The organism is Nocardia amikacinitolerans NBRC 108937, assembly GCF_001612615.1.
GTDB lineage: Bacteria > Actinomycetota > Actinomycetes > Mycobacteriales > Mycobacteriaceae > Nocardia > Nocardia amikacinitolerans.
In genome coordinates this window covers 68,955-92,191 of the sequence record NZ_BDAU01000006.1, presented here as the reverse complement: position 1 = coordinate 92,191, position 23,237 = coordinate 68,955, and the positions used below count along the sequence as shown (strand labels likewise).

The 23,237-nt window shown below is 70.2% G+C and carries 22 protein-coding genes; 14 read left to right on the top strand and 8 right to left on the bottom strand.

Going from position 1 to position 23,237, the window contains the following annotated elements:
- Positions 1–40: 40 nt before the first annotated feature.
- Positions 41–1,015, top strand: coding sequence for a COX15/CtaA family protein (locus NAM01S_RS05870; RefSeq protein ID WP_067780472.1), 975 nt, complete (start codon positions 41–43; stop codon positions 1,013–1,015).
- Positions 1,016–1,057: 42 nt separating this feature from the next.
- On the opposite strand, the gene NAM01S_RS05865 is transcribed toward NAM01S_RS05870, so the two are convergent.
- Positions 1,058–1,807 (bottom strand): hypothetical protein, encoded by a 750-nt coding sequence (locus NAM01S_RS05865; RefSeq protein WP_157107607.1) that lies wholly within the window; start codon positions 1,805–1,807, stop codon positions 1,058–1,060.
- Positions 1,808–1,980: 173 nt separating this feature from the next.
- On the opposite strand from NAM01S_RS05865, the gene NAM01S_RS05860 reads away from it, so the two are divergent.
- Entirely contained in the window at positions 1,981–2,868 is an 888-nt protein-coding gene (locus tag NAM01S_RS05860; protein WP_067780468.1) for a universal stress protein, read from the top strand.
- Between the two features lie 17 nt (positions 2,869–2,885).
- Here NAM01S_RS05860 and NAM01S_RS05855 read toward each other — a convergent pair whose 3' ends face one another.
- The gene (locus tag NAM01S_RS05855) at positions 2,886–3,236 is read right to left on the bottom strand and encodes a hypothetical protein (protein WP_067780466.1); all 351 of its coding nucleotides are present in this window, start codon (positions 3,234–3,236) and stop codon (positions 2,886–2,888) included.
- A 139-nt stretch (positions 3,237–3,375) separates the two neighbouring features.
- Here NAM01S_RS05855 and NAM01S_RS05850 point away from each other — a divergent pair, with 139 nt between their 5' ends.
- On the top strand, positions 3,376–4,341 hold the full coding sequence (locus NAM01S_RS05850) for a quinone oxidoreductase family protein (RefSeq protein ID WP_067780463.1): 966 nt from the start codon (positions 3,376–3,378) through the stop codon (positions 4,339–4,341).
- Positions 4,342–4,613: 272 nt separating this feature from the next.
- Here NAM01S_RS05850 and NAM01S_RS05845 read toward each other — a convergent pair whose 3' ends face one another.
- Positions 4,614–5,216: a TetR/AcrR family transcriptional regulator gene (locus NAM01S_RS05845; protein ID WP_067780460.1), complete on the bottom strand. Its 603-nt coding sequence runs from the start codon at positions 5,214–5,216 to the stop codon at positions 4,614–4,616.
- A gap of 105 nt (positions 5,217–5,321) precedes the next feature.
- Here NAM01S_RS05845 and NAM01S_RS05840 point away from each other — a divergent pair, with 105 nt between their 5' ends.
- Positions 5,322–6,746, top strand: coding sequence for an FAD-dependent monooxygenase (locus NAM01S_RS05840; protein ID WP_084482526.1), 1,425 nt, complete (start codon positions 5,322–5,324; stop codon positions 6,744–6,746).
- Positions 6,747–6,803: 57 nt separating this feature from the next.
- Here NAM01S_RS05840 and NAM01S_RS05835 read toward each other — a convergent pair whose 3' ends face one another.
- Positions 6,804–7,796, bottom strand: coding sequence for a heme o synthase (locus NAM01S_RS05835; RefSeq protein ID WP_067780458.1), 993 nt, complete (start codon positions 7,794–7,796; stop codon positions 6,804–6,806).
- Between the two features lie 487 nt (positions 7,797–8,283).
- Here NAM01S_RS05835 and tkt point away from each other — a divergent pair, with 487 nt between their 5' ends.
- From tkt to NAM01S_RS05800, 7 genes are all read left to right on the top strand, one after another.
- Positions 8,284–10,425, top strand: coding sequence for a transketolase (gene tkt / locus NAM01S_RS05830; protein ID WP_067780455.1), 2,142 nt, complete (start codon positions 8,284–8,286; stop codon positions 10,423–10,425).
- A gap of 6 nt (positions 10,426–10,431) precedes the next feature.
- On the top strand, positions 10,432–11,571 hold the full coding sequence (tal, locus tag NAM01S_RS05825) for a transaldolase (RefSeq protein ID WP_067780452.1): 1,140 nt from the start codon (positions 10,432–10,434) through the stop codon (positions 11,569–11,571).
- Between the two features lie 5 nt (positions 11,572–11,576).
- Positions 11,577–13,142, top strand: a complete 1,566-nt coding sequence (gene zwf, locus NAM01S_RS05820) for a glucose-6-phosphate dehydrogenase (RefSeq protein ID WP_067780449.1) — start codon at positions 11,577–11,579, stop codon at positions 13,140–13,142.
- Positions 13,139–14,047, top strand: coding sequence for a glucose-6-phosphate dehydrogenase assembly protein OpcA (gene opcA, locus NAM01S_RS05815; RefSeq protein WP_067780774.1), 909 nt, complete (start codon positions 13,139–13,141; stop codon positions 14,045–14,047). The genes zwf and opcA overlap by 4 nt, the downstream gene beginning before the upstream one ends.
- Positions 14,040–14,780 (top strand): 6-phosphogluconolactonase, encoded by a 741-nt coding sequence (gene pgl / locus NAM01S_RS05810; protein WP_067780447.1) that lies wholly within the window; start codon positions 14,040–14,042, stop codon positions 14,778–14,780. Before opcA ends, pgl begins: the two co-directional genes overlap by 8 nt.
- A 160-nt stretch (positions 14,781–14,940) precedes the next feature.
- A complete protein-coding gene (locus NAM01S_RS05805; RefSeq protein ID WP_067780444.1) occupies positions 14,941–17,277 on the top strand; it encodes a thiamine pyrophosphate-dependent enzyme in 2,337 nt (778 codons plus the stop codon).
- A 131-nt stretch (positions 17,278–17,408) separates the two neighbouring features.
- Complete coding sequence (locus tag NAM01S_RS05800) at positions 17,409–17,888, top strand: SRPBCC family protein (protein ID WP_067780435.1); 480 nt, start codon at positions 17,409–17,411, stop codon at positions 17,886–17,888.
- Between the two features lie 28 nt (positions 17,889–17,916).
- Here the strand turns inward: NAM01S_RS05800 and NAM01S_RS05795 are convergent, their stop codons facing one another.
- Positions 17,917–18,468: a hypothetical protein gene (locus NAM01S_RS05795; protein ID WP_067780432.1), complete on the bottom strand. Its 552-nt coding sequence runs from the start codon at positions 18,466–18,468 to the stop codon at positions 17,917–17,919.
- 217 nt (positions 18,469–18,685) lie between these two features.
- Here NAM01S_RS05795 and NAM01S_RS05790 point away from each other — a divergent pair, with 217 nt between their 5' ends.
- Positions 18,686–19,507, top strand: a complete 822-nt coding sequence (locus NAM01S_RS05790; protein WP_067780428.1) for a bestrophin-like domain — start codon at positions 18,686–18,688, stop codon at positions 19,505–19,507.
- 70 nt (positions 19,508–19,577) lie between these two features.
- Positions 19,578–20,795 carry a hypothetical protein gene (locus NAM01S_RS05785; RefSeq protein ID WP_157107604.1) on the top strand — a complete coding sequence of 406 codons (1,218 nt, stop codon included), beginning with the start codon at positions 19,578–19,580 and terminating at the stop codon, positions 20,793–20,795.
- 13 nt (positions 20,796–20,808) lie between these two features.
- Here the strand turns inward: NAM01S_RS05785 and NAM01S_RS05780 are convergent, their stop codons facing one another.
- Entirely contained in the window at positions 20,809–21,801 is a 993-nt protein-coding gene (locus tag NAM01S_RS05780) for an alpha/beta fold hydrolase (RefSeq protein WP_443678272.1), read from the bottom strand.
- Positions 21,802–21,852: 51 nt separating this feature from the next.
- Between NAM01S_RS05780 and NAM01S_RS05775 the strand changes: the two genes are divergently transcribed.
- Entirely contained in the window at positions 21,853–22,701 is an 849-nt protein-coding gene (locus NAM01S_RS05775) for an SDR family NAD(P)-dependent oxidoreductase (RefSeq protein ID WP_067780422.1), read from the top strand.
- Between the two features lie 76 nt (positions 22,702–22,777).
- Here NAM01S_RS05775 and NAM01S_RS36390 read toward each other — a convergent pair whose 3' ends face one another.
- Positions 22,778–22,912 (bottom strand): hypothetical protein, encoded by a 135-nt coding sequence (locus tag NAM01S_RS36390; RefSeq protein ID WP_255284292.1) that lies wholly within the window; start codon positions 22,910–22,912, stop codon positions 22,778–22,780.
- Positions 22,913–23,000: 88 nt separating this feature from the next.
- Positions 23,001–23,234 (bottom strand): preprotein translocase subunit SecG, encoded by a 234-nt coding sequence (gene secG / locus NAM01S_RS05770; RefSeq protein ID WP_067780768.1) that lies wholly within the window; start codon positions 23,232–23,234, stop codon positions 23,001–23,003.
- Between the last annotated feature and the right edge of the window lie 3 nt (positions 23,235–23,237).

Here is a 23,237-nt window from a genome sequence, read left to right as displayed (position 1 = left end):
CGGGTGCGGTGGCCCGATCGCCGGTCGCTACCATCGTTGCGTGCTGTTTCGCGCATTCCTGCGACTCGTCGACAAGCTCCCGCTCCCCTCGCTGCGGGCGCAGCGACTGATCGCGCTCGCGGTCGTGCTCACCCAGGCGGGCATCGCGGTGACCGGCTCGGTCGTCCGGGTCACCGCCTCCGGCCTCGGCTGCCCGACCTGGCCGCAGTGCTTCCCCGGCAGCTTCACCCCGATCGGGGTATCCGAAGTAGCGGTCGTGCATCAGGCCGTCGAATTCGGCAACCGGCTGCTGACCTTCGTGGTCTCCCTGTTCGCCGGGCTGATCGTGCTCGCGGTGACCCGCGCGCGGCGCAGGAACGAAGTCCTCCTCTACGCCTGGCTGATGCCGGGCGGCACCGTGGTGCAGGCGATCATCGGCGGCATCACCGTGCGCACCGGTCTGCTGTGGTGGACGGTCGCGGTGCACCTGCTTGCGTCGATGCTGATGGTGTGGCTGGCCACGGTCCTGTACGCGCGGATCTGCGAGCCGGACGACGGCGTCCAGACCGTCCAGGCGCCCGCGCCGCTGCGCTGGCTGACCGCGTTGAGCGGCGTCGCGCTGGCCGGCGTCCTGATCGCGGGCACCCTGGTCACCGCCGCCGGACCGCACGCGGGCGACAAGAGCATCGAACGACCGGTCGAGCGGTTGCAGGTCGAGATCGTCACGCTGGTGCACCTGCACTCGCAGCTGCTGGTCGGCTACCTGGCGCTGCTGGTCGGCCTCGGCTTCGGACTGTTCGCGGTCGGCATCTCCCGCACGGTGCGCACCCGTCTGTTCGTGCTGCTCGGCGTGGTCTGCGCGCAGGCGCTGGTCGGTGTCGTCCAGTACTTCACCGACGTGCCCGCCGCGCTGGTCGTCACCCACGTGGCCGGGGCAGGCGCGTGCACCGCGGCGACCGCCGCGCTGTGGGCCGCGCTGCGGACCCGCGAACCGGTGCCCGCCGTCGCGCCCGACCCGGCGACTCAGTCCGCCTGATCCCGCGCGGTTCCCAGCGGAACCGCGCGGAAAAGGTGTACGTCAGACCACCGACGGACGTGTCAGGCTCGACCAGAGCGGATCACCCTGGGCGACAAGCCGGTTCGCGATCTCGGCGCGCGCGTCGGTGACGCCGCTGGCGCCCGAGACGCAGAACGCGGTCTCGGCGAGGGTGAGCAGCTTGATGTTGACCATGCGGATTCCCGACAGCGGACCGGCGACGGCGGTCGGGAATCCTTCGCCGGTCAAGCCCAGCAGCACGGTGACCAGCCCGTCCTCGTCGACATAGCTACCAGCGGCCTCCGGAGGAAAGTCCAGTCCGGGTAGTGAAACCGACAGCGTCCCATAGTGTTCCAGGTTTCGGGTGAAACGGAATCCGTGCTGCGAGGCGGTCTGCGCGACCGCCATCACCATCTGCCCGAGCCAGGAACCCATCACGTCCGCGAACGGTGCGTCCGCCGGAATGTCGGTGGCGGCCGCGTAGACCTCCACCTCGATGCCGTTGGTCGGGTCGGCGTCCGACCACGTGGCGGGAAACGACAGGCCGAGGCTGGTCACCACCAGCCCGTACTGGCGGCGCACCACCCGGTAGCTGGGGTGATCGATGCTGGGCGGCTCCGACTCCTGCACGCCCATCTGGGCCCAGATCTCGGCCGGAATGAATCTCGATTGGTAGCGCGGGGCCGACACTTCCGGATCGAGTCGCCCCCACGCGTTCCAGACATCGTCGTGCAGCGCCCACATCTGGGCCTCGTACCGCTCATAGATGTCCAGTTCGTCCATTTCAGTCACCCCGCGACGCTACCGACGCCGCGAGACCGGTGGCAAAACCGCGCCGCGTGCCACGGTGGGCGATCCGGTGACGGCTGCCACGATGGGTAAGAGGGTAGGAGAAGAACGGAGACCGAGCCGAGACGACGGCCGCGCCGAGGACACAGCGACGAGACCCACCGGAGGGCAGCGAGATGACCAGGTTCGCCAATCAGCAGTCCATCGTCGTCGGCGTCGACGGCAGTCGCTCCGCGCTGGCCGCCGCGCGGTGGGCGGGCGCCGTCGCCGCGCGCGAGGGCGTACGGCTGGTCGTCCTCAGCATCGTGCCGACCATCGACTACCGGATCACCGCCGCGATCGTCGCCGACGCCGACATCCTGCCGACGCTGCGCTTCGTGGCGAAGAAGCACGCCGCGGCCGCGGTCGACGCGGTGCGTGCCGACCAGCCCGACCTGGAGATCACCCAGACGATCGTGGAGGGCGTGCCTGGCGACGAACTCGTCGAGGCGAGCGAGACCGCGCTGCTGCTGGTGGTGGCCGCCACCGCCGACGACCGGATCACCACCCTGCTGCTCGGTTCGACGGCGCTGCGGGTCGCGAACAAAGCGCACTGTCCCGTGGTGGTGTGGCGCGGGGATGTGGACGATCCGCTGCCCGACGAGCGACCGGTCCTGGTCGGCGTCGACGGTAGCCCCGGCAGCGACGCCGCGGTCGGCAGGGCCTTCGAGATGGCCGCACTGCTCGGCGTGCGCGTCGTCGCGCTGCACGCATGGAACGATCCGGACCTGTTGCAGTGGACGCCGGTGCCCGACGCCTGGGAGGTCCTGGCGCAGCAGGAGCGAAAGTTGTTGAGCGAGCGGCTCGCCGGAGGGTCGAGCCAATTCCCCGACCTCCAGGTCGAGAAGCTGGTGCTACAGAGCCCGGCGACCCGCGCACTCCTCGAGCACGGCGCGGACGCCCAGCTCATCGTCACCGGAAGCCAGGGCCGCAACCGGCTCACCGGCCTGCTACTCGGCTCGACGAGCCAGAACCTGCTGCACCACGCACCGTGCCCGGTCCTGGTGGCCCGAGCCGTATCCTGACGGCCGGGGCCGCCGGGTCACTTCTCGTTGCGCGCCTTGGGGAAGCGGGTCTGGCGGGCGACCCAGCCCGCCATCTGCGCCCAGTGGCTCTTGCGCGGGGTGACGACGGAGGTGAGTTCGCGGTCCCACTCGTCGGCCTCGGTCAGGCCGTCGACGATCTCGACCAGACGCTTGGCGGTGGGCAGATCGTCGACCACGCGGTCGCCGAGGATACCGTCGGCGCCGACCAGGGTGACGCGCACGCCGATGCGGCCGATCGGCTGCAGGACGGCCGTGGCCGAACCACCGTGATCGGCGAGGAAGCCCTTCACCGAGTCGACGAGGGAACTCGACACCTTCACCGGGGCCGGGGCGGTCTCAACGCTCATGCCTGCGCCTCGCTGACGCTCGGCTCCGGCATGCCCGAGGGCGCTGTGCCCATGATTCGCTCGCTGCGCTCGCTCATGCTGGCGAGTTTACCGACCGGTAGGAGGTGGTCCAGACCCGGCGGGTGTAGAACTGAATGCCATGCGCGCCATTCAGGTTTCCGAACACGGTGGTCCCGAGGTCCTGCGGTACACGGAGGTCGAGGAGCCGAGTGTCGGGCCGGATCAGCTGCTGGTGACCACCGAGGCGATCGGCGTCAACTACATCGATACCTATATCCGCACCGGGACCTACCCGCAGCCGGTCCCCTACGTGCCCGGCTCCGAGGGCACCGGTGTGGTGTCCGCGATCGGCTCCGGTGTGGCCGAGTTCGCGGTGGGTGATCGGGTCGCGTGGGCGGCTGCGCCGGGCAGCTACGCCGAGAAGGTCGTGGTCCCCGCCGCCGTCGCGATCCCGGTGCCGGACGGCGTCGAGGCGCCGGTCGCCGCGTCGGCGCTGCTCCAGGGCATGACGGCGCACTACCTGATCGAGTCGATCTACCAGCCGGAACCCGGTGAGACGGTGCTGGTGCACGCGGGCGCGGGCGGTGTCGGCCTGATCCTGACCCAGCTGGCCGCGGCGCGGGGCGCGCGGGTCATCACGACCGTGTCCTCCGACGAGAAGGAGGCGCTCTCCAGGGAAGCGGGCGCGGCGGAGGTGCTTCGCTACGGCGACGACCTCGCCGACCAGGTCCGCAAGCTGACCGACGGTGTCGGTGTGGCGGCGGTCTACGACGGCGTCGGCAAGTCCACCTTCGACGCGAGCCTCGCCTCGCTGCGCGTGCGCGGCACACTGGCCCTGTTCGGCGCGGCCAGCGGACCGGTCCCGCCGTTCGACCCGCAGCGCTTGAACGCCGGCGGCTCGCTGTTCCTGACCCGCCCGTCGCTGGTGCACTACACCCGCGATCGCGCCGAATTGCTCTGGCGCGCGGGCGATATCCTCGCGGCCCTGGCGAACGGGACGCTGCGTATTCGGGTCGGCGCGACCTATCCGCTCGCGGAAGCCGAACGGGCGCATCGTGATCTGGAGGGGCGCAAGACCACGGGGTCGATCGTCCTGCTGCCCTGAGTTCTCGTCGCGGGTCGACCGAGCTGCCAACCCGCGTCGTCGGCCGCCCGCCTCGTCATCGGCACGGGGCCGTCGGTGGCCCGCATGGTCGGCACCGCAGGTCCGCGTGACCGCGCGGTGGTCTGCTGATCGGCCACCGCTCGAAAATGGCGGTCGGCGACCACATCGTCATAAGCCCCAGGCCGACATCGGCACGCAGCCCGCGCCATCGACAACGCCGCCCCGAACCGGAGACAGGCCCACGGTCGACAGCCTGTAGGAGCGGCCGCTACTCAGTAGTCCCGGCCGGTCAGCCCGCGGTAGATGAAGCGGGTCAACCCTTCCACGGCTTCGTCGTCATTCAGTTCGACATTGCCTTCCTCGACTGCGCCGAACAGCGCCTGCGTGAGCAGGAACATCATGGCGAGGCTCGCGTCCGGCGTGCTCGGCAGCCGTAGGCCCGCCGCGGCGAAACCGTCCAGGTGGTCGGCGATGTCGGCGCGCTGATCCTTCGCGAACCGCGCTGCGCTGCGGCCGAATTCGGCATCGACCAGGGCCGCCTGCTCGACCGCGCGCAGCACCGCGACGTGCTCGCGGGCGAAACGCCAGTAGCCCTCGATGTGGTACCGAACCGCGTCGGGACGGCGGAAATCCGGGTCGTGGCCCTCCGCTTCGGCGCGCGCGTCGCCCGCGTCGGCCATATCCCGTAGCAGCGCCGTGAGCAGGTCTTCCTTGCTCGCGAAGTGGTTGTAGAAGGAGCCAGCAGCCCGCCCGGCGGCCGCGGTGATGTCGGTGATCTTGGTGTTCAGATAGCCGCGTTCGGCGAAGACCCGCAGCGCGGCCGCCTTGAGCGCCTGTTCCGTCTCGGCCGACCTCTCCTTGCGGCTCGTCGCCACCGCGCCACCTCCTTGACAGCACAACGTACCAACTCCAATACTGAATCAACATTCAGTGAATTTATATTCAGTTTCAGTGAATTTATATTCAGTTACGGAGTCCTCGTGCAAGTACTCATCGCAGGAGCCGGACCGACCGGCCTCACCCTCGCCATCGATCTGGCCCGCCGCGGCGTGCCGGTGCGCATCGTCGACCAGGCCGCCGAATTCTTCGCCGGGTCGCGCGGTGACGGCATCCAGCCGCGCACGCTCGAGGTGTTCGACGATCTCGGCGTACTCGACGCGGTGCTCGCGGCGGGCTCGCCACTCCCGGTGCTGCGCGCCTACCTCGGCGGCGAGTTCGCCGGGGAACGCCGGATCGCCGAGCCCGTCGCGCCGACGCCCGCGGTCCCCTACCCCAATGGATGGGTGCTCGGACAGTCGCGGACCGAGGCGATCCTGCGCGACCGGCTCGCCGAGTTCGGGGTACGCGTGGAGACCGGCACCGCCCTGGTGTCGTTCGAGCAGGACGACGACGGCGTCACCGCGATCCTGGACCGCGACGGCGCGCGGGAGACCGTGCGGGCGGCATACCTGATCGGCGCCGACGGCGGCCGCAGCACGGTGCGCAAACACCTCGGCATCCCGTTCGAGGGCAGCACGGACGAGTCCCTGCGCATGCTGCTCGGCGACGTGCGCGCCGACGCCCTCGACCACGCGTACGGCTACTGGTTCGCCGCCGACGCCGAGCGTCCGATGGACGGCATCGTGCTGTCACCGCTGCCCGGCGGCGCCCATTTCCAGGTCGCCGCGCCGCTGACCGAGAACGCCGAGCCGACGCTCGCGCTGCTCCAGCGCTACGTCGACCACCACAGCGGCCGCACCGACATCGAACTCACCGACCTCACCTGGGTCACCGTCTGGCGGCCGAACATCCGTCTCGCCCAGCGCTTCCGGGACCGCCGGGTCTTCCTCGCGGGCGACGCCGCGCACACGCATCCACCCACCGGCGGCCAGGGCATGAACACCGGCATCCAGGACGCCTACAACCTCGGCTGGAAGCTCGCCGCCGCACTCGACGGCGACGAATCCGCGCTCGACACCTACGAATCCGAGCGACGGGCGGTGGCGGCGCGAGTGCTCGGCCTCAGCACCGCACTGCTGAACAAGCTGACCGACGGCGACGAGGACGCGCTCGCACGCGGCGAGGACACCCGCCAGCTGGGCATCAGCTACCGCGCGCCAGGCGATCACCGGCCGTTGGCGGTGGGTGACCGCGCGCCCGATGCGCCGGTGAAGGACGCCGACGGACGCCAGGTGCGGCTGTTCGATCTCTTCCGCGGACCGCACGCGACGCTGCTCTGCTTCGGCGCGACGGGCCCGCTGCCCGCCGAGGCGGGCGCGCGAAGTTACGCCGTGCTGCGCCCCGGAGCGACCACCACCGAACCGCACGTGGTCGACGTGGACGGGCACGCGTTCTCGGCGTACGCCGCCGTCGAGGGCGAGCGCGTCCTCGTCCGTCCCGACGGATACCTCGGCCGCCGCGACTGATCGCACCGACGAAAAAGGCCGACGCGCGATGCGTCGGCCTTCTTCGAATCCGGGCGATTACCCGAAGAAGCTTCCGATGGTCTCCCAGCCGAGCACCGAGTCGACCGCGAGACCGCAGAACACCACGGCCAGGTAGTTGTTCGACTGGAGGAACAGCCGCAGCGGCTTGACCGATTCCCCGCGCCGCACGCCCGCGTACAGCTGGTGCGCCATGAGCAGGAACCACGCGCCCGCCACCAGCGCCACCGCGGCGTAGAGCACGCCGGTGGCCGGGACAAGCGCCAGCGTGGTGAGCACGGTCAACCAGGTGTAGATGACGATCTGCTTGGTTACCGTGCGCTCGGTGGCGACGACCGGCAGCATCGGCACGCCCGCCGCACGGTAGTCCTCCTTGTAGCGCATGGCCAACGCCCAGGTGTGCGGCGGCGTCCAGAAGAAGATGACGCCGAACAGCGCGATCGCGGGCCAGCCGATGCCGCCGGTGACCGCCGACCAGCCGACCAGCGCGGGCATGCAGCCCGCCGCGCCGCCCCAGACGACGTTCTGCGAGGTGCGCCGCTTCAGGCCGAGGGTGTAGACGAAGACGTAGAACAGGATGGTCGCGACGACCAGCGCGCCGGCGAGCAGGTTCGCCTGCCACCACAGCCAGGCGAAGGATCCGATGCCGAGCGCGACGCCGAAGACGAACGCGTTGCGGGTCGGCACCGCCTCCCTGGCCAGCGGACGCTTGGCGGTGCGCTTCATCACCTTGTCGATGTCCGCGTCGGCCACGCAGTTGAGCGTGTTGGCGCTCGCGGCACCCATCCAGCCGCCGAACAGGGTGGCCAGGATCAGCGGCATGTTCACGTCGCTGCCGCGATCGGCCAGCAGCATGGTCGGAATCGTGGCGACGAGCAGCAGCTCGATGACGCGCGGCTTGGTCAACGCGATGTAGGCGAGCACCCGTCGCATCAGCCGGGACGGTAGGCCGGGACCAGTGAAACGGTCGGCAAGCACCGTCGCGGAGGAGCCGTGTGCGCCATTGCCACCCGGCTGTTGCCCAATCCGCACTGTCTCTCCTCGCACGCTGTGCATCGCATCCGGCAATGGAACGAGCAGCTCGCTCGGACCCGGTCACGGATGCGCGAGCGCCGGACGTCCGTCCGCCTCGGCGCCCTACAGCCGAATGCGGCGCGGCTACTACTACAGAGGATGGTAGACCCCCGCCGACACCGCTCCGCCGCGAGCCCCGCCCGGCGCGCGGCCCCGGCGCCCAATCAGTGGGCCCGGACACAGTCCGCTATCCGGCCGCGTACGTCCCCGGCGAAGGCGCGATATCACCTGCGACGCGTAGTCGGACACGGTCCGCTATCGGTCCGCGCACAACCGGGCCGAGGCCGAGGTACGCCCGTTAAACCGGGTTCCCGGCATGGCGCTCAGCGGGCACATCTAGGGTGGTTGGATACACAACCGGTATGCATGCCACAGCTGCCGTGCGTTCCCACCTCCGTTAGCAAGCACCGCCGTCGACGAGACCAATGTCAGGAGAACCTCGGTCGTGTCAGTCACAGACGACATCCGCGCCCTCACTCAGCCGAACTACCCGGACGACTGGACGGATCTGGACACCAAGGCCGTCGACACCGTCCGCGTCCTAGCCGCCGACGCGGTGCAGAACGCGGGCAACGGCCACCCGGGCACCGCCATGAGCCTGGCCCCGCTGGCCTACACCCTGTACCAGCGGGTGCTGCGCCACGACCCGAGCGACCCGAGCTGGGTCGGCCGGGACCGGTTCGTGCTGTCGTGCGGTCACTCCAGCCTCACCCAGTACATCCAGCTCTACCTGACCGGCTTCGGTCTGGAACTGGACGACCTGAAGAACCTGCGCAAGTGGGGCTCGCTCACCCCGGGCCACCCGGAGTTCCGGCACACCGACGGCGTCGAGATCACCACCGGCCCGCTGGGCCAGGGCCTGGCCTCCGCGGTCGGCATGGCGATGGCGGCCCGCCGCGAGCGCGGCCTGTTCGACCCGGCCGCCGCGCCGGGCACCAGCCCCTTCGACCACTTCGTCTACGTGGTGGCCTCCGACGGCGACCTCGAGGAAGGCGTCACCTCCGAGGCGTCCTCGCTCGCCGGCACCCAGCAGCTGGGCAATCTCGTCGTGATCTACGACGACAACCGGATCTCCATCGAGGACGACACCACCATCGCCTTCACCGAGGACGTGGCCGCGCGCTACGAGGCCTACGGCTGGCACGTGCAGACCGTGCAGGGCGGCGAGGACGTCGTCGCGATCGAGGCCGCCATCGAGGCCGCCAAGGCCGAGACCGGCAAGCCCTCGATCATCGTGCTGCGCACCGTGATCGGCTACCCGGCCCCGAACAAGATGAACACCGGCGCCTCGCACGGCGCGGCGCTGGGCGCGGACGAGGTGGCCGCGACCAAGAAGATCCTCGGCTTCGATCCCGAGCAGAGCTTCCAGGTCGACGACGCCGTCATCGCGCACACCCGCAAGGCCATCGAGCGCGGTAAGGCGGCGCACGCGGCCTGGCAGGAGCAGTTCGACGCCTGGGCCGCCGCCAACCCGGAGAACAAGGCGCTGTTCGACCGCCTCGCCGAGCGCAGGCTGCCGGACGGCTGGACCGCCAACCTGCCGGTGCACGAGCCCGACCCCAAGGGCATGGCCACCCGCAAGGCGTCCGGCAAGGTGCTCGCCGCGCTGGCCGACGTGCTTCCCGAGCTGTGGGGCGGCTCGGCCGACCTCGCCGAGTCCAACAACACCACAATGCCCGGCCAGCCGAGCTTCGGCCCGGAGTCGATCTCGACCGGCATGTGGAAGGCCAACCCGTTCGGCCGCACCCTGCACTTCGGTGTGCGCGAGCACGCGATGGGCTCGATCCTCAACGGCATCGCGCTGCACGGCCCGACCCGCCCGTACGGCGGCACCTTCCTGGTGTTCAGCGACTACATGCGCCCGGCGGTCCGCCTCGCGGCGCTGATGCGAGTGCCCGCGATCTACGTGTGGACCCACGACTCCATCGGCCTCGGCGAGGACGGCCCGACCCACCAGCCGATCGAGCACTTGGCCGCGCTGCGCGCGATCCCCGGCCTGAACGTGGTCCGTCCCGGCGACGCCAACGAGACCACCTACGCCTGGCGGGCCATCCTCGAGCGTGAATCGGCCGAGAACGCCTCGCACTTCTCGGTCTCCGAGATGCCGCACCAGGACGGCCCTTCCGCGCTGGCGCTGACCCGCCAGGACCTGCCGATCCTGGAGGGCACCGGCTACGAGGGCGTCGCCAAGGGTGGCTACATCCTGGCCGAGGCGTCCACCGGCACCCCGCAGGTGATCCTGATCGCCACCGGCTCGGAGCTGCACCTCGCGGTGGCCGCGCGCACTACGCTGGAGGCGCAGGGCATCGGTACCCGGGTGGTCTCGATGCCGTGTGTGGAGTGGTTCGACGCGCAGGACAAGGCTTACCGGGACGAGGTGCTTCCGCCCGCGATCCGCGCGCGCGTCGTCGTCGAGGCCGGTATCGCGATGCCGTGGCACCGGTTCGCCGGTGACGCGGGCGAGATCGTGTCCATCGAGCACTTCGGCGCCTCGGCCGATTACAAGACCCTGTTCCGCGAGTTCGGTATCACCGAAGACGCGGTCGTTGCCGCCGCGCAGCGCACGCTGGACAACGTGAAGGGATAAGACCTCATGGCACAGAACGAAAACCTCGCCGCGCTCGCCGCGGCGGGCGTCTCGGTGTGGCTCGACGATCTGTCGCGGGACCGGATCCAGTCCGGCAACCTGGCCGAGCTGGTCGCGACCCGCAGCGTCGTCGGCGTCACCACCAACCCGACGATCTTCCAGGGCGCGCTCAGCCAGGGCCACGCCTACGACGCGCAGGTGAAAGCGCTTGCCGCACAGGGCGCGGACGCCGACGCGGCGATCCGCACCATCACCACCGACGACGTGCGCGCGGCCTGCGATGTGCTTGCCGGGGTGTACGAGTCCTCCGGCGGCGTGGACGGCCGGGTCTCCATCGAGGTCGACCCGCGGCTCGCCTTCGACGCCGAGAAGACCGTCGCGCAGGCCATCGACCTGTGGAAGACGGTGGACCGCCCCAACCTGTTCATCAAGATCCCCGCGACCGAGGCGGGCCTGCCCGCCATCACCGCGGTGATCGCCGAGGGCATCAGCGTGAACGTCACGCTGATCTTCTCGGTGGCGCGCTACCGCTCGGTGATGGGTGCCTATCTGGACGGTCTGCGCAAGGCCAAGGGCGCGGGCTACGACCTGGCCAAGATCCATTCCGTCGCTTCGTTCTTCGTGTCCCGGGTGGACACCGAGATCGACAAGCGGCTGGAGGCGATCGGCTCCGACGAGGCGCTCGCGCTGCGCGGCAAAGCCGGTGTGGCCAACGCCCGCCTGGCCTACGCCGAGTACCAGGACGTGTTCGACGGCGGCAAGCACACCTCGACCTACTCGCACCTGGCCTCGGTCGGCGCGAACCGGCAGCGGCCGCTGTGGGCGTCGACCGGCGTCAAGAACCCGGACTACCCCGACACCCTCTACGTCACCGAGCTGGTCGCTCCGAACACCGTGAACACGCTGCCGGAGAAGACGCTCGAGGCGGTCGCCGACCACGGCGAGGTGCGCGGCGACACCGTCAGCGGCACCGCGGCGGAGGCCAAGGAGGTCTTCGACAAGCTCGCCGCGGTGGGCATCGACCTGGACGACGTGTTCGACGTGCTGGAGCGCGAGGGCGTCGACAAGTTCGAGAAGTCCTGGGAGGAACTGCTTTCCGCCACCGCCGAGGAGTTGGGCGCAGCGTCGTCGACCGGGGGCAACTGAATCCCATGGCAGGCTCGGCCAAAACGTCGACAGTCTGGAAGAACCCACTCCGCGACGAGCGGGACAAGCGGGTACCGCGGATCGCGGGACCGTGCAGCATGGTCATCTTCGGTGTGACCGGTGACCTGTCCCGCAAGAAACTGATGCCCGCCATCTACGACCTGGCGAACCGGGGGCTGCTGCCCCCGGGTTTCGCGCTGGTCGGTTTCGCGCGGCGCGACTACGCGGACGAGGATTTCGCCGCGGTCGTGCTCGACGCGGTGAAGGCGCACGCCCGCACGCCGTTCCGCCAGGAGGTCTGGGACCACCTTGCGGAGGGAATCCGGTTCGTGCAGGGCACCTTCGACGACGACGCCGCCTTCGCCAAGCTGGCCGACACCCTCGGCAGGCTGGACAAGGAGCGCGGCACCGGCGGCAATCACGCCTTCTACCTCTCGATTCCGCCGAACATGTTCCCGGTGGTGCTCGACCAGCTCTCCGAGCACAAGCTCGCGCAGCCGACCACCACCGATATCGCCGGGCGCAAGCCGTGGCGGCGGGTGGTGATCGAGAAGCCGTTCGGGCACGACCTGGACAGCGCGGTCGAGCTCAACGCGCTGGTCAACCGGGTGTTCCCGGAGGAGACGGTGTTCCGCATCGACCACTATCTCGGCAAGGAGACGGTGCAGAACGTCCTGGCGTTGCGCTTCGCCAACCAGCTGTTCGACCCGATCTGGAACGCCAACTACGTCGACCACGTCCAGATCACCATGGCCGAGGACATCGGCCTCGGCGGGCGCGCGGGCTACTACGACGGCATCGGCGCGGCCCGCGACGTCATCCAGAACCATCTGCTGCAGCTGCTCGCGCTCACCGCCATGGAGGAGCCGATCAGCTTCGAGCCCAAGCAGTTGCAGACCGAGAAGATCAAGGTGCTCTCGGCGACCAAGCTGGTGGAGCCGCTGGAGGAGACCACGGCGCGCGGGCAGTACTCGGAGGGCTGGCAGGGCGGCGAGCACGTCGTCGGCCTGCTCGACGAGGAGGGTTTCGACCCGCAGTCCAAGACCGAGACCTACGCGGCGATTACCCTCGAGGTCGACACCAGGCGCTGGGCGGGCGTGCCGTTCTACCTGCGCACCGGAAAGCGCTTGGGCCGCAGGGTGACCGAGATCGCGGTCGTCTTCAAGCGGGCGCCGCACCTGCCCTTCGACCAGACCATGACCGAGGAACTGGGGCAGAACGCGCTCGTGATCCGTGTGCAGCCGGACGAGGGCATCACCATGCGCTTCGGCTCGAAGGTGCCAGGCTCGGGCATGGAAGTGCGCGACGTCAACATGGATTTCAGTTACGGCGAGGCGTTCACCGAGTCCTCTCCCGAGGCCTACGAACGCCTGATCCTCGACGTGCTGCTCGGGGTGCCGTCGCTGTTCCCGGTGAACGCGGAGGTCGAATTGTCCTGGCGCATCCTGGATCCCGTGCTCGAGCGGTGGGCGGCGGACGGCACGCCGGACCCGTATCCCGCGGGCACCTGGGGTCCGGCTTCGGCCGACGAGGTGCTCGAGCGCACCGGCCGGGAATGGCGGCGCCCGTGATCATCGACATGCCCGACACCACGACCGGCGCGGTCACCAAGCGCCTGGTGAAGCTGCGCGAGAGCAACGGCGTCATCACCATGGGCCGCGTGCTCACGCTGGTGGTGTGCACGCTCGACAGCTCCGAAGCCGAGGACGCCATCGACGCCGCCAACGACGCCAGCCGCGAACATCCTTGTCGCGTCGTGGTTCTCGCGCGCGGCGATCGCGAGGCCGAGACCAAGCTCGACGCCCAGATCCGCGTCGGCGGCGACGCGGGCGCGGCCGAGGTGATCGTGCTGCGCCTGCAGGGCGAGCTGGTGAGCCACGAGAGCAGCGTCGTCATCCCGTTCCTGCTGCCCGACACCCCGGTGGTGGCGTGGTGGCCGAGGGGCGCGCCGGAGTTCCCGTCCAAGGACTCGGTGGGACGACTGGCGACCCGGCGCATCACCGACGCCACCTTCGCCGCCGACCCGCAGGCCACGATCAAGAAGCGCCGCGCCTCCTACGCATCGGGCGACACCGACCTGGCGTGGAGCCGGATCACCTACTGGCGGGCGCTGCTGGCCGCCTCGCTGGACGAGCCGCCCTTCGAACCGGTCGAGTCGGTGACCGTGTCGGGGCTGCGCGACGAGCCCGCGCTGGACATGCTGGCCGGCTGGCTGGCCGCCCGGCTCGGCTGCCCGGTGCGCAGGCGCTCGGGCGCGCTGCGGGTGGAGGTGAACCGGCCGACCGCGTCCATGGCCATCGAACGCCCGCAGACCGGGCGCACCGCGACGCTCACCCGCACCGGCGATCCCGATCAGCGAATCGCCCTGGCGCGGCGGGAAACTCGCGACTGCCTCGCCGAGGAACTGCGTCGGCTCGACGCCGACGAGATCTATCACGAAGCCCTCGCCGGAATCGAGAAGGTGACCTATGAGTGAGACTCCCAGCGACACCGTCGAAGTTCATCCCGACGCCGACACGCTCGTCGCCGCCGCGGCCGCCCGCTTCGTTCAGGTGGTGACGGCCGCCCAGGCCGAGCGCGGCTCCGCCTCGGTGGTGCTGACCGGTGGCGGCACCGGCATCGCGATGCTCGAGCAGGTGCGCAAGTCGCCCGGCGACATCGACTGGTCGCGCCTCGACATCTTCTGGGGCGACGAGCGTTTCGTCCCCGCGGGTGATCCCGAGCGCAACGAGTTGCAGGCCAGGCAGGCGCTGCTCGACCACGTGCCGGTCGACCACGCCAGGGTGCACCCGGTGGCGACGTCCGACGGCGAGTACCCCGATCCGGTCGAGGCAGCGGCCGAGTACTCGGCGGCGGTGCACGCCCACCTCGCCGAGCACGGCACGTTCGACCTGCACCTGCTCGGCATGGGCCCCGACGCGCACATCAACTCGTTGTTCCCCGGCACCGACGCGGTGCGCGAGGAGCACGAACTCGTTGTCGCCGTGACGAATTCCCCCAAGCCGCCGCCGGTCCGCGTCACGCTGACGCTGCCCGCCGTGCGGCGCTCGCGGCACGTGATGCTGGTCGTCGCAGGCGCGAGCAAGGCCGAAGCGGTCGCCGCGGCGGTCGGCGGGGCCGAGCCGGTCGACATTCCGGCCGCGGGCGCGGCCGGGCAGGAATCGACCACGTGGTTGCTGGATCGAGAAGCCGCGGGCGCGCTGCGCTGAGTATTCTCGAGCGGTCCGCTCGAGCGTTGTTCCCTCGAGCGCCGAGCGCTTTCGACAACGGAGGTCGGGTGCCGCACCTGCTCGTCGACAACCCCACGATGGACCGGCGGCGTGGTCGCACGGCCTACCGTCGGCCGTGCTCGCCCAGCGCGGGGCAGCGATGAGCGGGGTGGCGCCGGAATCCGGCGCGAATCCGGCACGGGCCTTGGACGAGCGTTTCCGCGCCGAGATCGGCACGCTGGCGCCGCGGCACATTCGTGACGAGAACCTCGGACCCGGCATCTCCCCGGACACGCTGTGGGAGGTCTTCGACGCGCAGGCCACCAGCAGGCATCTCGATCTGGCGGCGCGCGCGCTCGGCGTGGCCAAGCGCGGCTACTACAGCATCGGCTCCTCCGGCCACGAGGGCAACGTCGCGCTCTCGGTCGCGACGCGGGCCACCGATCCGGCGCTGCTGCACTATCGTTCCGGCGCGTTCTTCGTGCACCGCGCGCGCCGGGTGCCCGGGCTGGATCCGATCCGCGATGTGCTACTCGGCGTGGTCGCCGCGGCGGTCGACCCCATCTCCGGCGGCAGGCACAAGGTCTTCGGCAGCAAGCCCGCGCACGTGATTCCGCAAACCTCCACCATCGCCTCGCATCTGCCGCGAGCGGTCGGGCTCGCCTTCGCGATCGAACGGGCGGATCGGCTGGGCATCCCCTCGGAATGGCCGCGAGACTCGGTGGTGCTGTGCACTTTCGGGGATGCCTCGGCCAATCACTCGACGGCGGCGGGCGCCGTCAACGCCGCGATTCACACCGCGCACCAGGGGATTCCGGTGCCGATCCTGTTCGTCTGCGAGGACAACGGCATCGGCATCAGCGTGCCGACGCCGCCGGAGTGGATCGAGCACGCGTACGGAACACGGCCCGGCCTTGCCTATTTCGACGCCGACGGTTGCGATCCGATCGACGCGCTGACCGCGTCCGAACGCGCCGTCCGCTGGGTGCGCGAGCACCGCAAGCCCGCGTTCCTGCGGCTGCGCACGGTGCGGTTGCTCGGCCATGCCGGTTCGGACATGGAGACCGCGTATCGCCGTCCCGCCGACATCGCGGCCGATCTGGTGCGCGACCCGGTCGTCGCGACGGCTCGGCTACTCGTCGAACGGGGGCTGGCCAAGCCCGACGAGATGGTCGCGCTCTACGACGAGATCGGGCACCGGGTGACCGCCATGGCCGAATTGGTCTGGCGGGAACCGAAATTGACGTCCGCGGCGGCGGTCACCGCACCCCTGGCGCCCGCGCACCCCGAGGAGGTGCGGGCCGACGTGCTGCGCGCCGGGCCGCCCGGGGAGCGGCGCGACGAGCAAGCTTCCGGAACGGTCGGCGCGGCTCCCGGGATGCCGGACGGCCACGCGGATTCACGGTCCGCGGCGCACAGCACCGCATCCCGGTACGGCGCGCGTCTCACGGGTCCGGACCGTCGCACGACCCGAGCCGCCGCGTCCACGAGCGAACCAGAGATGACCGTCGCGCAGGCGATCAACCACACCCTGGCCGACCTGCTCGCGCGCGACCCCGACGTGCTGGTGTTCGGCGAGGACGTCGGCCGCAAAGGCGGCGTGTACGGCGTCACCAAGGGTTTGCAGAAGCGTTTCGGCGCGCGCCGCGTCTTCGATACGCTGCTCGATGAACAGAGCGTGCTCGGCACCGCGCTCGGCGCGGGGCTCGCCGGATTCGTCCCGATTCCGGAGATCCAGTACCTCGCCTACCTGCACAACGCGGCCGACCAGTTGCGCGGCGAGGCGGCCACCCTCCAGTTCTTCTCGCACGGCCGCTACCGCAATCCGATGGTGGTGCGGATCGCCGGGCTTGCCTACCAGAAGGGCTTCGGCGGGCACTTCCACAACGACAATTCCGTTGCGGCGCTTCGTGACATCCCCGGGCTGGTGATCGCGGTGCCGTCGCGCGCCGACGACGCGGCGGCGCTGCTGCGCACCTGCGTCTCGGCGGCGCGCGTGGACGGACGGGTCTGCGTATACCTCGAGCCCATCGCGCTGTACCACACCAAGGATCTGCATCCTGGCGACGGCGCGTGGTCGGCCCCTGCCACCGGGCCGCACGTGGAGATCGGCCGCGCCCGCGTCTACGGCGACGGCGGCGACCTCACGATCGTGAGCTTCGGCAACGGCGTTCCGATGAGCCTGCGGGTGGCGGACCGGCTCGCGTCGCGCGGTGTCCGCGCCCGCGTGCTCGATCTGCGGTGGCTCAGCCCGCTACCGGTCGCCGATCTGCTCGCGCACGCCCGCGCCACCGGCCGCGTCCTCGTCGCCGACGAGACCCGGCACAGCGGCGGGGTCTCCGAATCGGTGTGCACCGCGCTGATCGACGCCGGTTTCACCGGTCGCGTCGCGCGGGTGACCAGCACGGACAGCTTCGTCCCGCTCGGGCCGGCGGCGGACACCGTGCTGCTGGACGAGACCGGCATCGAGAAGGCCGCGGCGGAACTGCTCGCCTGATCACGTCCGCCGACAATCGCGTGGCCGGAGCGGAGGAATCGGCGCGCGGGTCCGCGTGTTCGCGGTTCGATGGCCGGCAGCGGGAAATACCCTGGACGAATCACCGGTGACCGGCGGCGAAAGGCAGGACGATGACCACGATGTCCATCCTGGGCGAGGTGCGACCCGAGCACGACGCGATCGAGGGCGACGCTCGCGTGCTGCTGCACTACCTGCGGTCCTACCGGCAGCCGGTGCTGGACGTCTGGTCGGCGTGCACGTCACGGAGCCAGCTCGAGCGCTGGTTGGGCGCGGTGTCGGGCGGCAGCGGCAACTACACGATCGAGCCGGTGGACGGTCCCGTCGCGGGTCCGATCGCGGTCCGCGTGGAGCACTGCGTGGCGCCGCACGAACTCGTCGTGCACGTCGACGGCTGTATCGTCGAGCTGCGCCTGTCCCAGGTCGGCGTGGTCACCAATCTGGAACTCGTCCGTCGCCACCTCTGCCATCCCGAAGCAAGTTCCGTCGGTCCGCGCTGGCAGTACCTGCTGGACCGGCTCACCGCCTACCTGGAGTATCGGCCGCTCCCGTGCTGGGCGGATTATCCGGAGCTCGCGGCGGAATACCGCTGAGGGAGCGGTCGGCGCCCTCGATCTCCCACTAGCGCCAGTAGGAGTACCAGTCCCCCTCGTGCGGCCTGAACTTGTACTCGTACTCGCCCTGCGATTCCGGCACGCCATGGGGCATATACGCGTAGCCGAAACCGGCGAGCAGGCCTTGCCTCTCGAACAAGCATCCTCCGCGGTACCTCTCGACACCGACGATGGTGTACACGCCGTAGCGGGCGTCGGTGCCGGACTCCACGCAGTCGGCCGCCGCCTGTTCGAGGCTGCTTTTCGACAACCGCCACCCGAGGTTCTCCGGCAGACCCGTCAACACGAGCGCCACCGTGCAAAGCACCAGGAGAGGCGCCGCCATGCTCAACCGGCCGTTGTCATACCTGATCAGCCCGACCAATCCGCAGATCAGCCAAGACAAGCCGGACAGCAGCAAGATCAATAGCAGCGCGATCGTGCGGTCGCCGTCGCCCTGAACGACGTTCTGGAAGAGCAGCCCGAGACAGCAGAAGCCCGCAACCGCCGCAGTACCCAGCGCCCAGACGACCCACCACCGCGGCGCTCCACGCCGCCACTCGATTCCCCCGATTCTCATGAGGCCACAGTACCGACCGCTCGGCCCGCTCGGCGCGGACCGACGACATCCGAAAAGCCGGGTGCCGCAGCGCGACTCACCGAATGCGCGACACGCCAAGGGATCTCATCCGTCCGAAGCACCGCCCCGAATCACTGACGATCGCTGCTGTCCGCGATCACGCCACACGCCGGGGTGTCACCCCGGCGGTCCAGTTGTGCGGAAGGCGGTGCCCGATATGGCCTTGGAATTCATCTTTCCGGTTGCCGCGGCGGTCTTGGCGCTGACGGTGTTCGTGGTGGGCGACCGAGTTCGCCCGGAATCATGGCGGCAGACCGGCGACGAGGCGTCCGGAACCCTGGTGCTCGATCTCATCAAGACGTTCTTCACCGCGGTCGTCGCGTTCGTCGTGGTGATCTGCTGGCAGCAGTATCAGAACGCGCACAACCACACCGTCGCGGAATCCAAAGCGCTGGTGGACACCTACCTCGCCGCGCAGGAGCTGCCCGAGGCCGACCGGCAGCAGGTCCAAGGCCTGCTGCGCGCGTATACCGACCAGGTCGTCAGCGGGGAATGGGCGGTGATGGACGCCGAAGGCAAACTCAGCCCGGCCACCCAGGACACCTTCGACACACTGCGCGCCAGCGTCACCGCGGTGTCGTCGAGTGATACCGCGACGAGCGATACCCGCGCCGCAGCGTTGGCCGGACTCGACCAGGTAGCGCAGGCTCGGCACGATCGAGCCGTCGACGCGGGCCGCGGCGTGCCCGGATTCCTTTACCTCGCCTTGTTTTTCGGCACCCTCCTGCTGCTGTTCAGCCCGGTGCTCTCAGGTCTGCGGGTGACCAAACGCAGCGTCGCGATGACCGCGCTCCTCGGCGTGGTTGTCGGCGCCGCCGTGCTCGCCATCCACAATCTGGACCGCCCGTTCTCCGGCGGCAACGTCGTCCCGAGGGACGCCTACGAATACGCGCAGACCCGCTTCGAGCAGATAGGCGGGCGCTGGGCGAATTCCGCACCGGCCACGGCGATCGGCGCAGGCGATGTTCCGCACCGGTAAGCCGCGCCGCGCCGGCGTGCGGAAGGCTGACCGCAGCGGGCGAAAGCGCTGCCCGAGAGTCGGATTGGCCGTGGCACTGCCCGTAGCAGCCGTCTGGCTGACGTGCCCACCGCTCGCCGCCGCCTCGCCCGCGCCGCCGCTCCCACCACCGGGCATCATCACCGGCAGTGCGGCGGGCGGGCCATCGACCGGTATCGAGAGTCCCCCCACCGCAGCACCTTTGGCGCTTGGTCCGAAACTCGCGCCGGTCCCCCGCGGCAGCGGTGGCGCGGGCGGCGACGCGCCCGACGGTAGCGGAAATGCCGTCCCGTTCGCCGGTGCGCCGCTCTCGGTGCCGGAGGTCGCCACCGGCAGCGCAGGAGGAACGTCGCCCCTCGGCGGACATCCCGCCGCCGGGCCTGATCAACCGCTCGTGCCGCTGAGCCTCGGTGCACGCGACACGTCCGCGGGCGGAGCACCGATCGGAAGCGGAAGCGCCGCCGCCGGGGCAGCGCCGCGAACCAACTCCGGTAGCACCCTCACGGATCTGACGGCGATCGATACCGGAAGTGCCTACGCCGCAATTCCTTTGGCGCTCGCGCCGGAAGGCTCGCCGATGCGCGAGTCTTCGACAGTCGCAGGCGCCCCGGGCTACGAGCCGGTTCCCGTCGCGAACACCGACTCGGCTCTCGAACCGGCCGCTACCACCCCCGCCGAAACCCTCGGCCTCGACGTCGGGAGCGTGCGCACGGCCTGTGCCGGCAGCGCGGCGGCGGGCAGCGCGGCACTCGCGCTCGGCTCCGCCGCCCCCGCACTGGGCAGCGGTCTCGTCGGTCCCGGCTCGAGCGGGTCCGCCCTCGGCAGCGGTCTGGTAGGCCCGGGTCTCCTCGGCTCCGGCTCGGCGCTCGGCAGCGGCCTCGTCGGACCTGGTTCCAGCGGTTCGGCCCTCGGCAGCGCCGCGGGCTCGGCACTCGGCAGCGCACTCGGCGGAAGCGCCCTGCTCACCTGCCTCCTGCTGCTCCCGACGACACCCCCGACGCCCGGCATTCCGCTTCGGCTCGAGCCACCGCTGCCCATTCCGATACCGCAGGCCGCGCCCGAACCCGTTCCAGCGCAAGCCCTTACACCGGCACCCGTGCCGCCGCCGCTCCCCGCGCGACCACCCGAAGCTGCGGATCCACAACCCGTCGAACCCACCGCCGACCCGCTCGCCTGGAACCTCTTGGAGCTCATGACGGTCCTGGTGATCACGGTGCTCGCCGCCGTCCGCACCCGGGTCGTCGCGACTCGCGCCCCGAGACTGCCGTGATGATGTATCGCTATCAGGCCGGGACGTCGGCGGTGGTCGACGCCAGGTCGGCCAGGTGCGCGGTGATCAGCGCGTTCACTTCGTCGCCACGCTCGAGCTGGACGAGGTGCCCGGCGTCGGCAATCTTGGTCACCGCGCGCAGGTCCGGCACGTACGCGCGCAAGGTCCCCAGCGGATCGCGCCCGCTGAAGCCCTCCATATCCGGATCGCGGTCACCGTAGAGGAAGTAGGCGGGCACGCTCACCCGAGCGTCCGCGTAGTCGGCTGTGAGCGTCCAGTTCCGGTCCAGGTTGCGGTACCAGTTGAGGCCGCCGGTGAAGCCGGTGCGCTCGAAATCGGCTGCGAGCGTGTCGAACTCGTCTTCGGACAGCCAGCGCCACGGCAGCGCGGGAGCCTCGGGAAGCACATCGAGGTAGCCGGTGCCCTCTGCGGGAAAACGCCAGGTGTCGAGGTAGTGGTAGTCGGCGCTGAGCGAGTAGTAGACGCGGGCGAGGAATTCGCGCGGGCGGGCCGCGAGCTCGGCGTCGGCGACACCGGGCCGCTGGAAATAGTCCAGGTGCAGGAAATGGCGCGCGGCGGCCTTCGCCCACAGCTCGGAGGGCGCCCGCGGCGGACGCGGCGCGTAGGGGTTGTTCAGCACGATCACGCCCGCCACTCGCTCGGGCGCGCGCAGCGCCAGCTCCCACACCAGCGCGGCGCCGAAATCCAGGCCGACGAACACCGCGCGTTCGGCGCCGATGTCGTCCAACAGGCCGAGGAGATCACCGATGACGGCGCGATTCGTGTACTCCGCCGGATCATCGGGTGCCTCGGTCCGGCCGTATCCGCGCAGGTCCGGGGCGATGGCGCGATACCCGGCCGCGGCGACAGCGGCGAGCTGCCGATGCCAGACGAACCAGGTGTGCGGGAAACCGTGACAGAACACCACGGGATCGCCACTGCCCTGTTCGGCGATGTGCATCCGGATGCCGTTGGTGGTCACGAACCGATGCGTCAGCTCCACTATCGCCTCCAAATCTAGAACGCGTTCTACAAGTAACGGTAATGTCCGAGAGTCGTGAGCGGAATACCTCGAGAACTCCACGGCCGGGTCGCGGTCGTCACCGGCGCGAGCCGCGGCATCGGCAAGGGCATCGCACTGGAACTGGGCGCGGCGGGCGCGACGGTGTACATCACCGGGCGGTCGGCGACGGCGGGCCGACTACCCGGCACCGTGCACGACACCGCGGCCGAGATCGACGCGCTCGGCGGGCACGGAATCCCCTTCGTCTGCGATCACCGCGACGACGACGCCGTACAGCGCCTCTTCGAACGGGTGCGCGCCGAACAGGGCCGCCTGGATGTACTGGTGAACAACGTCTACAACTCCCCCGCCGCGGCCCGCTGGCTCGGCAAACCGTTCTGGGAGGTGCCGCCGAGCACCTGGGACGAGACCTTCGACGTCGGCGTCCGATCCCATTACGCGGCAAGCTTCTACGCCGCGCCGCTGCTGATCGGTTCGGGCGGGCTCGTCGTCAACGTCTCCTCGCCGGGTTCCCAGCGGTACATGCACAACGCGGTCTACGGCGTGGCCAAGACCGCGCTGGACCGGCTCACCACCGACATGGCCCGCGATCTCGCCGACACCGAGGTCACCGTGGTCTCGCTGTGGCCGGGGATCGTGGACACCGAACTCCTGCAACTGGTCCCCGCCGACGCCGAGGGACGCCGCCTTGTCACCCTGCCCGGCGAGGGCACCTTCGACCTCGGCGCCGCCGAGACACCGCGCTTCCCCGGCCGCGCCGTCGTCGCGCTGGCCGCCGACCCGCAGCGGCGCGCACGCACCGGATCGGCTTGGCGGGTGGCCGATCTCGCCGACCAGTACGGCTTCACCGACGTCGACGGCCGAGTGCCGCGCAACGACTGACCGGGTCGACTCGCCACCGCTGCCGCGCGGCGCAGGTCGTGACGCGCTCGCGAGCGCGCGCCACGACGCGCCGGGGTCACTTCCGCGGGAACGGGGTGTTGATCGTCGTGAAGTACTGGGTCGCGGCAAGCACGGCGACGGGCGCGGTCACCAACAGCTGACCGGCGACGGTGCCGAGCGCGCCGATGGCGACGATGCCACCGAGGCACATCCGGGTGCTCGCGCGCCATCCTGGCAGCGCGTCGGGCGGCGTCGTCAGGTGCAGCCGCAGCGCGGCCCGATGACCGAGCCGTTACCCGTCAGGCGAACTTGATCTCCAGACCGATGCCGAGGATGGCGATGACCCAGATGACGCCGGTGAAGATCGTGACGCGGTCGAGGTTCTTCTCGACGACGGTGGAGCCGGACAGGCTCGATTGCACGCCGCCGCCGAACAGGCTGGACAGGCCTCCACCCTTGGCGCGGTGCAGCAGCACCAGCAGCACCAGCAGCAGGCTGGTGATGATCAGGAGGATATCCAGGAACATCCGCATGGC